The following is a 7958-nucleotide window of genomic DNA, read 5'->3' as shown; positions in this document are numbered from 1 at the left end:
CGGTGTCGATACGACAGTGGAGGGCAACCAGTACGGCCAGCGCAAGCAGAACAGCGCTGTTCCTCGAGCCGGTGAACCTATGTGGTCACCGCACTAGCTGTGCGAGTGGCCGTCGACCAGGGCGGCGGGATGAGGGCGGACACCGGTGGATGGCCGTAATCAGACTCGTAATGAAGGGTTTTCGGTTCCGAATCCTGAGCGGTTTCCAGGTGAAAGGCCTTCTCGGATGATCTGGGAGGGCTTTTTCGACTTCCGTACAGCAGTTCCGGACCATGACGGCAACCTTGTGGGAGGTATCCAAAAACGCTCAGCTCGCCTGAGAGCTGCTCGGTGGATCGGGGATCGTAACGGGCTTTCCCTGACTATCGACGACCTCTGCGGCGGCTGCGGGGATCACTTCGACCCGAAGGATTTCCCATGGCGAGGGCTCGGCTTCAGTTGGTCCGCCTGTCAGCAACATGTGGCGTACCCATGCACCGACCAGGTAGCCGTTTTCGGCGAGGCGGCTGATGTAGTCCCCGAGGAGCTTCGCCGCATCTCGCTGCTCCTTAATGCTGTCGAGTTCGCTCGCGATGTCGAGGTAATCCTTGATCATGTCGAGGAACTCGATCGTCAAGTCTTCTGCGGCTTCGGGCTGATGGTCAGCGTAGGCGTACTCGAAAGCTGTTGCCCTGAAGAGCATCTCCCAGAGAGCGTTCCCTGTGGTGATCGGCGTCAGGACACGTGGTCGTGGAAAGCTGGGATCCGGGACAAGGCGGACGGGACCGCCATCAGGATTGCCCAGGCGTGCGATCCACTCGCGATGTGACTTTTTGATCTCGTGTAGGCGTTCAATGGTGAACGTCGCGACCTGGTCATCGATCTGCTTGTGGTGCTCGCTGCACAACAGCAGAAGGTTTGAGTGGTGGTCTATCAGTTCCTCGCCCAAGCCGCCGGCTCGCGGCCCGGAAGCTCCGCGGGCGACGATGTGACACTCTTCGCCGAAGATCGAGGGATCGTCTGTCTCGCTACCTGGAGTCAGGACCTGCCGTCGGCAGATGGCGCAACGCCCGCCCGACTCCACCCAAATGATCTTCCGGGTCCGCTCCGAGATCCCCATGGAGAAGAGCCTAGATCCCATCCTGGTCATCACCGAGCCGGACGGCGAGGTCCGCAAGTTCCCCGCGGACCGGACCATCATTGAAGCGGGCAAGAAGCCGCGGAGCTAACGAGGAAGCCGAGACCCCGCCCGCCGCCGCGCTGCTTCAGAGGTGGGAGTACAGCCGGTCAACAGGGCTGCTCGAAACGATGCGAGGATGCCTACTCACAGTGGCACGGCTGGATGGCTTCAGACAGGCTTCAAGATCGCGATCTAGCTCTTCGCTGGCCACAGCTCCCATCGGTTCGCCCGTCCGCGCCGCACCTCGGCATCAGGAAACTGCTTTTGCAACTCGGTCAGGCTCGCCGTGATCTCCGCAACCGGCAACCCCGACGGGATGACGGCCAGCGGTTCCGGCTTAGGGGGCGGCGACGCTGATGGCTTCTTGCGCCCCTTGCTCGCCTCGCCGGCAGCTTTGAGCATCTCCCGCACCCGTTGTATCCGCTTCGCCCACCCTGGCCAAGCCGGACACGGGCCGTCATACGGCGGTGTCACCCACCCGTGCTTGAACATCGGCGTGGCGCACTCGCTGCACATCTGCTCGGCGGCAAGCTCGGGAACCGCCAGCAGAGCGTCGAGCTTGTGCTGTGCCATGCTGATCTTGAAGCGCAGGTCTGAGCGCTCTTTTCGGTCCTTCGAAGCTTTGTAGGTGGACTGCAGCTCGGCAAGCTGCTTCCGCAGGTCCCGAACCGCGAACTCCCGGTCGTACTTGTACTGAAAGAGCAAGGCCTCGCGCCGCTCCCCGGGCAACCAGCCGTTCTTGTCGATGACCTCCTCCGGGTCACCCACTTCAGCCTCAAGGTGCTTCACGAACTTCTGGACACGCTCGATTTTGGTCTCAAGCTCGGCCATCTCCTTCTGGCGCTTGACCGGCTCCATGCCCAGGTAGCGCGAGCCGTCCCAGAACGCAGCCAGCTCCGTCTGCAGGTGGTCAAGGATGGACTGGTTCTCGATGAGCGACAGCCGTGCCTGCGCCCGTTGCGGGTCGTAGTGCTGCTTGCGGGCCTCGCGCTGTTTGTCGGCAGCGGCGCGTTCTCGTTTCAGCTTGCGGTCCTCGCGCTCCCAGCGTGCTTCCAACTGCTTCGTCGTCAGTCGGCGGTGTCCGGGTTCGGCGCGTGTCCACTGACCCATGATGGCGATCGCCTCATCGAGTTCGGCCCGGCGCTCGTCGAGTACCCACGGGTTCCATCTGCCGTCGCAGTTGATCTCAACGAAGCGCGTCCGCGCCGTTATGAACTTCTCGGCCGTGGCGGTCGCGCCGGGCTTCGGCTTCCAGAGCAGCCCGTCGACCTCGATGACGCCTTCGGGGAGCGTTGCTGATGTCGTTGCCATCGCTTCGACCTCCGTCCGTCTGACGATGCACTCAGTCTGCACACGCCCCGCGCACGACTCGCCGGATTTCCGTAATCCCATCGCGCTAGGGGACTGCCGCCCACCCAGCGCGCTTCGCACGCCAAGTCGGTCTGATGTCCAGTAGCCGCGCGGGTCAGGAGAACCGAGAACAGCGCAGATATAACCGCGGGCAGACGTCCGACCATCGGCAGAGCCGCGCGGATCGCGGCGGATCCGGAAGTTCTCAGGAAAGTTCGGCTAGGGGCCTTGAGACGTCACCTACTGTACGGCGCCAGTCCTTCGTTCCCGGCGACGACCAAGGAATCGACAAGCATCTGCCACTCGTCCAGATGGCCGAGTTCCTCCGCCGTACTGCGAACCTCCTTGAGCCAGTTGTTCGACAGCCACGACTGCTTGACTGTGACCCGGCCGTCTTGAATGCACAGGTCGGACACCCAGCGCAGGCCGCGAGTGACCTGCACCTCCACCGAGAGCTTCCGCAGGATGCCGATGAGCCCGTCGACGCATTTGACCTGTCCGTGCGCGGCGGGTGACCAGTCGTCGATCAGCCCAACGAGGTCCTCAGCACGGACCCAGTCGATGGGTGCACCGATGACCTCGTTGTACAGGCCTTGCGTCCACGGAAGCGGGTCCGGCAGGAGGGCAGCAGCGGCCCAGTCGCCCCAGTGGTGGTCCTGATAGGGGCTCGGGTCGTCGCTTAGGTACCCAATGGCGTGGCGCAGCAACAATGGCCAAACATTTCGGGCAGCCTCAGCCAGGCGTTCGTTCTCTGCGCCGACTGCCGCGAGACCGTGCAGGAAGTTCGACATCAGTCCTGCGTCCGCGCGAAGGACATCGAGGTGTTCGAGCACCGGCCTGCCGTCACCGTTCTTTGCAAAGCCCTCGAGCAGGGCTCGTGCGGCGACGAGGGTGTGCGTCCCGCGGTCGTCCGCGGTCCAGCCCTTCTCTTCCTGTTCGACCATGGCACGTCGCTCGACGTCGAGAAGGGCGGCGAGCAGCGTAGCTGCGTCGTCAGTGCAGCAGTGGTCCGAGGACGCGGCTGCGCCGAGTCCGCGTATGGCTGCGTCGAGCACGGCGATGTCGATGGAGTCTCCAGCCAACTCCTGAAGGCGTTCGGCGACGTCGCCGACAATCTGGACGTTCGGCCGCCGCTGGGCGTGTTGGTCCCGCGGTCCGATCTCTGCGATACGAGCGGACTCGGCCAACCAGTTCAACGCTGTCCGGTGGACGCATGGGTCGCCGTGGCAAGGCGCTGCCCAGACGACATCGCATCCGCGCGCCAGGTATAGCCGCGTCTCCAGGGACGCTTTGCCTGCCATCGCGAAGCCGGCCTCGGCAACATCATCGGTCGAGCCTCCCGCGGCCTCTAGGGGTGGGGTCATCGCAGATGTGAGGAACGCCGGCAGGGCCTGGGCCACGGCCCGGTCGGCGCCGAGGTCGAAGTACTGACCCTCGTGGCGCTGGTCCTTGGCGGCCTGGAACGACAACGCAACACCGAGAACGAACTCTGTCGCGAAGGTCCCCTCGCCGCCCAGCGCGTCGATGTCACCGACCGCGGCTCGTTCGACCGCTGCGCGGACGACGTGGGCTACCGCGTCCATGGGTCGGGTCGGCATCTGGTCTCCATCGGACTCGAACAACGATCTGGCGGCAGCCAGGTCCGCGGCGATCTCCTTTGAGGAGGGTGGCACGTAGTCGGCTTCGTACTTGGCCGAGCCCCAGTACCGGTTCTGCAGCCGCATGGTGGTCTGCACGAGCTCCTGGTACGCCGCGTGCATCTCTTGCGCGACCTGGATCTCAGGTGGCGAAACGACCTCGATGTAGTACTGATCGCCATGCCGAGTGATCCGATACTGATCGGAGTCCAGGCTTGCGGCCCAGTTCTTCGTCAGCTCGGGGCTGATGCCGAGGCGGTCTCCGTTCTCGACGAGTTGCTCGGCGACCTTCTTCAAAACCTCGGCGCGCTCCTGCCCGCCGTGAGTCATCAGCCACGCGGCCACCTCACGCGGTGTCCACTGGCGACGTTCCAGGTTCACGAGGCCTTCGGTTGTAGCTCGCAGTCCAAAGTACTCACTCATCCGGCGGCCGAACTCCAGCTCCCAAACGACCGGCTCAGCGAGGAACGGGTCGAGCTCGCTGCCGACGTTCTCTATGTGGCGCACCAGCAGACCGAACAGCATCCCCGGGACCGCCAGGTTCTCGCATCCGTTCAGAAGTACCTCGACGACCTTCTTCGGCGGCACACCCTGCCTCAGCCATCCGTCAGCGAGGCGTTCCATCGCCTGGAGCGCGCTCATTGCCGAGTGCGGGCCGCCTGACGTGCCCCGGTACCAGCTCCAGACGTGGCTGTCGCCGACGTACAAGCGGGCGGTGCCGTCGAGGTTCAGGACGGCACCCCGGTCTTCACCTTCTTCGTCTGCGCCGTCGGTTCCGGCAACGGATTTTGCGCCCGGTTCGGCGACCGGCTCAGCGAAAACGCCGGTTGAGTTGAGTCGAGACGGGGTTTCGACCCGCGCCCGTGCACCACTGTTCAAGACGTTGTTCAGCACCCGCACCGATGTACGCAAGCGTGCGGTCTGGAACAGCTGCCAGAATCCACCAAAGTAGTACTGGGAGAACGGTGGTCCAAAACTGGTCCAGCGGCCTTGATGCCCCCGGACGCCCTCATCTCGGTGCCAACCATGCTCGTCGTCGATGTAGTAGGCCTCCATCAACGTCGCTAACATCTCCGGGTTCTTCTGCGCCAAGGCTCGGGCGCTCAACGGCGAGTCGGCAGCCGGGGCCAGGAACGCCGGTGCGTCATCGGCGATTGCCCGAAGACACGCTATGGCGGCTTCGTCGATGTCCGGTCCGAGCAGCGCCAAGGTTTCAACGAACTCTGCCTTTGTGAGGTGGTAGTCCAGCTTGCGCCGACGTCGACGCCGTTCGGACATCCAGCTGGGCAGAAGGTCACCGCTGGTGTCGCGCGGAGGGAACGAGTCCCAGTAGGCAAGTAGGCGGCCCCGCAGCCTGATGCGCAGTTCGTTTCCCGCCGGTACGTCCGCCAACGACAGAGCCTGCAACCAGTCCGCGAGCAGCTCGAACGACTCCTCTGACACGTCCCACGGCGCTTTTTCATCGAGGAGAATCTGCACGACTGGGGCCGAGATGACGGGGTCGACCAACGCGTTGACCTTGTGCCTCTGCTGAACCACCCGAACCACGTCACTGAGTACGAGGTCAACGGACTCATCCGCGAACGCTGCCTTCAGGCACTCGTATGCGGACGGCGTCTCCAGAACCGCCTCTACGGGGACGTCAGCCCACCTGGGCCCGTGCGATGCCGCGAACGGCGTGAACTGCGAGAGCAACTGGACGAACACTCGGGCGGGTTGAGCGCTCGGTGCTTTCAGTAGTCCCTTGCATGCGAGCGTGGCGGCTGACAGCGCCCACCGGGGCACGCCAGCTGCTCCCAGCAGCTCGGTCGGTATCTGGCCGCGGACTAGAAGGATGGCAGTCGCGTACCGCCGGACTTCGTCGTGCGCAAACTCCGGCTGGTCTCGATAGGGGCTCGCGGGCGCGAGCAGATGGTCCCGCCTTAATGCATCGACCGCTGCAGCGTCAATGCCGGCACCAGGTCGTCGGGTTTCGGGCAGTTGCATTGTTGACGCTGCCACCGCGAGCAAGGTCTGTTCGCGGGCCTCCGCTGAGCCGACGCCCGGGCGCCCGTCGCCTCGTACAACCTTGCTCCACACCAGCTGCAGGCACTCCCACTCGCCCAGTGAGCTATCAGGTTCCAACCCGGTCCGTGCCAAGAGGTCCAACACAACGGGCCGTCGCAAAAGCGAGTTCGCAGGCATGTCCCGCAGGACTGCACGCAGAAGCGGGAAGTGGTCCGAGACGACCGAGATGTCCTCGTCCTCCAGCGGCTTCATCGTGAAGGACGAAATGGCCCTCCCGAAGCCCAGCTCCACCTGCTCCCGTACGAAGCTGGATGCCTGGTCAGACGTGACCGCGGCGACCCCGACACCCGCGGCAGCCGCGGCCAACACAAGGTCGCTCAACAGGCCAGCGGATCGCTCCAGTGCCGCATCAGCAGCGTCGACAACCAGGACCCGGCTTGGTGCCGAAAGTTCCGCGAGCACGTCCTCCATCGACATCCCGAGCACTGCACGAAGCTCCAAGCTCGACTGCGGCAAGCTGCGGAAGTTGACCACCACCGCCTCGAATCCTGCTGGGTCCGCGGCTTCAAGCTCTTCGATGGCTGACAGCGTCAACGCGCTCTTACCGATGCCGGACTCACCAGATATCAGCAGAGCCGACGCTCGAGCTCCGGCTGCGCGCAGAGCTTCTGCGAGCTCCTTGCGGCGGTCGGCGAACGCGATCTCGACCGGCCCACCGGATGACTCATCACCGATGGTGGTCCGCACACCGGCAACGGCCAACTTTCGGTGTTCAGCGATTACCGTCCACGCGCGCCGGCTTCGCGTCTCGGCCGAGTCCAAGACGCGGTGAAGGTCACGACGCAGGAGCTTGAGGTCCACCACAGCGCCGGTCGCGTCGTAGCGGGTTGCCTCGACCTCAATCCGGTCCCGGACCACGGCCCCGTCGACTCGTGCCGCAGCGACACCGGCCAACGATGTCGCCACCGCCGTGCGGTCCCCCTCGTCCGGACTCTGAACAGCGAACGCGAGCACGTGCAGCCGACCAAGGAGCCGCCACGCCAGCCAAAGCACTTCCTCGGGCGAGGTGTCGTCTTCGACAGCCCTATCGACCATCTTCAGAAACTGGCCGAGCCGCTCACGCACCGGCTTAGACCAACGGCCACCGACATCCATGGACGCTTGGAACGATTCCGGGTCAGCATTAGCTCGCGCGATGTCGCACACCGTCGCGAGCTGTTCCCATTGACTGGACCAGCCGGCGGTCGCGACCGCCACCTGATGGGAGTCACTGTCGAACTTCTCCACCTCGGCGAGCAGTGACCCGACGAGCTTCACCGTCTCGTCATCACTCTGGACGAAGTTCGGCGTGGCCCGACAGGCCACGGCGAGCGTCATCTCTGCTGCGTGGTCGCCACACTCGATAAGCAGGTCATCGACCGGGTGATCTGGACCGGTCTGAAACGACACCCTCCGCACCGGCAGCTCAGATGCCTCGGCCCGCCGGGCCTCGGTCAATATGCTGGCCAGGTAGACCGTCGCGACGCGATGCGCGAACGAAACCCCTCCACCACCGGTCGCGTAGGTACTCGAACCCCGCTCAGTCGCACGCGCAGTCTTGGCGCCCGCGTCCTGGGGAGCAGCAGCCAACGCAGGCGTCCCCTCACCCTCGGGTCCAACGGCATGGTCTGGCGCAACGGGCTCGTTCATGTGCTCCTCAGATGACATCGTCCTCGCGATGGCCGGTCCATTGACCGTAGCGGTGCGCCGCGAACGATGCAGCGCTAGTTGCAATTAGACCGACGCAATCAGATCGGCCCAATACC

General features: G+C 64.4%; 3 protein-coding genes. All 3 read right to left on the bottom strand.

Features of this window, described 5'->3' with window-relative positions; all coding sequences use genetic code 11:
* Positions 1–307 precede the first annotated feature (307 nt).
* Entirely contained in the window at positions 308–1099 is a 792-nt protein-coding gene (locus ABFX50_RS46520; RefSeq protein WP_346156703.1) for an HNH endonuclease, read from the bottom strand.
* A gap of 252 nt (positions 1100–1351) precedes the next feature.
* The gene (locus ABFX50_RS46515) at positions 1352–2470 is read right to left on the bottom strand and encodes a hypothetical protein (RefSeq protein ID WP_346156701.1); all 1119 of its coding nucleotides are present in this window, start codon (positions 2468–2470) and stop codon (positions 1352–1354) included.
* 275 nt (positions 2471–2745) lie between these two features.
* Complete coding sequence (locus ABFX50_RS46510) at positions 2746–7842, bottom strand: SAM domain-containing protein (protein ID WP_346156699.1); 5097 nt, start codon at positions 7840–7842, stop codon at positions 2746–2748.
* Positions 7843–7958: the final 116 nt, after the last annotated feature.

Origin of the sequence: Nonomuraea recticatena, from assembly GCF_039533245.1 — a bacterium.
Classification (GTDB): Bacteria; Actinomycetota; Actinomycetes; order Streptosporangiales; family Streptosporangiaceae; genus Nonomuraea; species Nonomuraea roseola.
Note: the sequence above shows the minus strand (reverse complement) of the source record. Positions and strands in the feature narration are given on the sequence as shown.

Coding starts and splice junctions, on each gene's coding strand:
- ABFX50_RS46520 (WP_346156703.1), bottom strand. CDS start 1,099: ATGGGGATCTCGGAGCGGACCCGGAAGATCATTTGGGTGGAGTCGGGC.
- ABFX50_RS46515 (WP_346156701.1), bottom strand. CDS start 2,470: ATGGCAACGACATCAGCAACGCTCCCCGAAGGCGTCATCGAGGTCGAC.
- ABFX50_RS46510 (WP_346156699.1), bottom strand. CDS start 7,842: ATGAACGAGCCCGTTGCGCCAGACCATGCCGTTGGACCCGAGGGTGAG.